The 350-nt window shown below is 44.6% G+C and carries 1 pseudogene; it reads right to left on the bottom strand.

The features are described from left to right. Positions 1-350: pseudogene (locus HC175_RS21305) on the bottom strand (aromatic amino acid hydroxylase); the annotation flags it as partial.

Below are 350 nucleotides of genomic sequence, written 5' to 3' on the forward strand. Positions count from 1 at the left end.
TATGCCTCCTTCAAATTCAAAATTCACCTGCTCGCCTTCATAGATATCGTATGCCCTCAAATCTCTGGGACCCATATCCTCAATTGCCAGATTGATACTTTTTAGTCTTCCCACCGGGGAACCAAAACCATCAGGATGATTTTGAGTGCCATGGCCAACCAGCTCTTTTTCACGGGAAGCCAATGCTGTTTTTCCTGTTGTCTGAAAATAAACCGGCTTGCCGTTATGTTCTATGACGCGTGTGAAAGTTCCGGAAACCTGAAGTCCGGTACTCAACTCAATGCTGCCAATATTTTTGGAGTTGATCAATTTTTGTAAACCTTCCAGTCCCCCAACACGCAGTGCCATTT

This window comes from Salinimicrobium oceani (assembly GCF_012037645.1).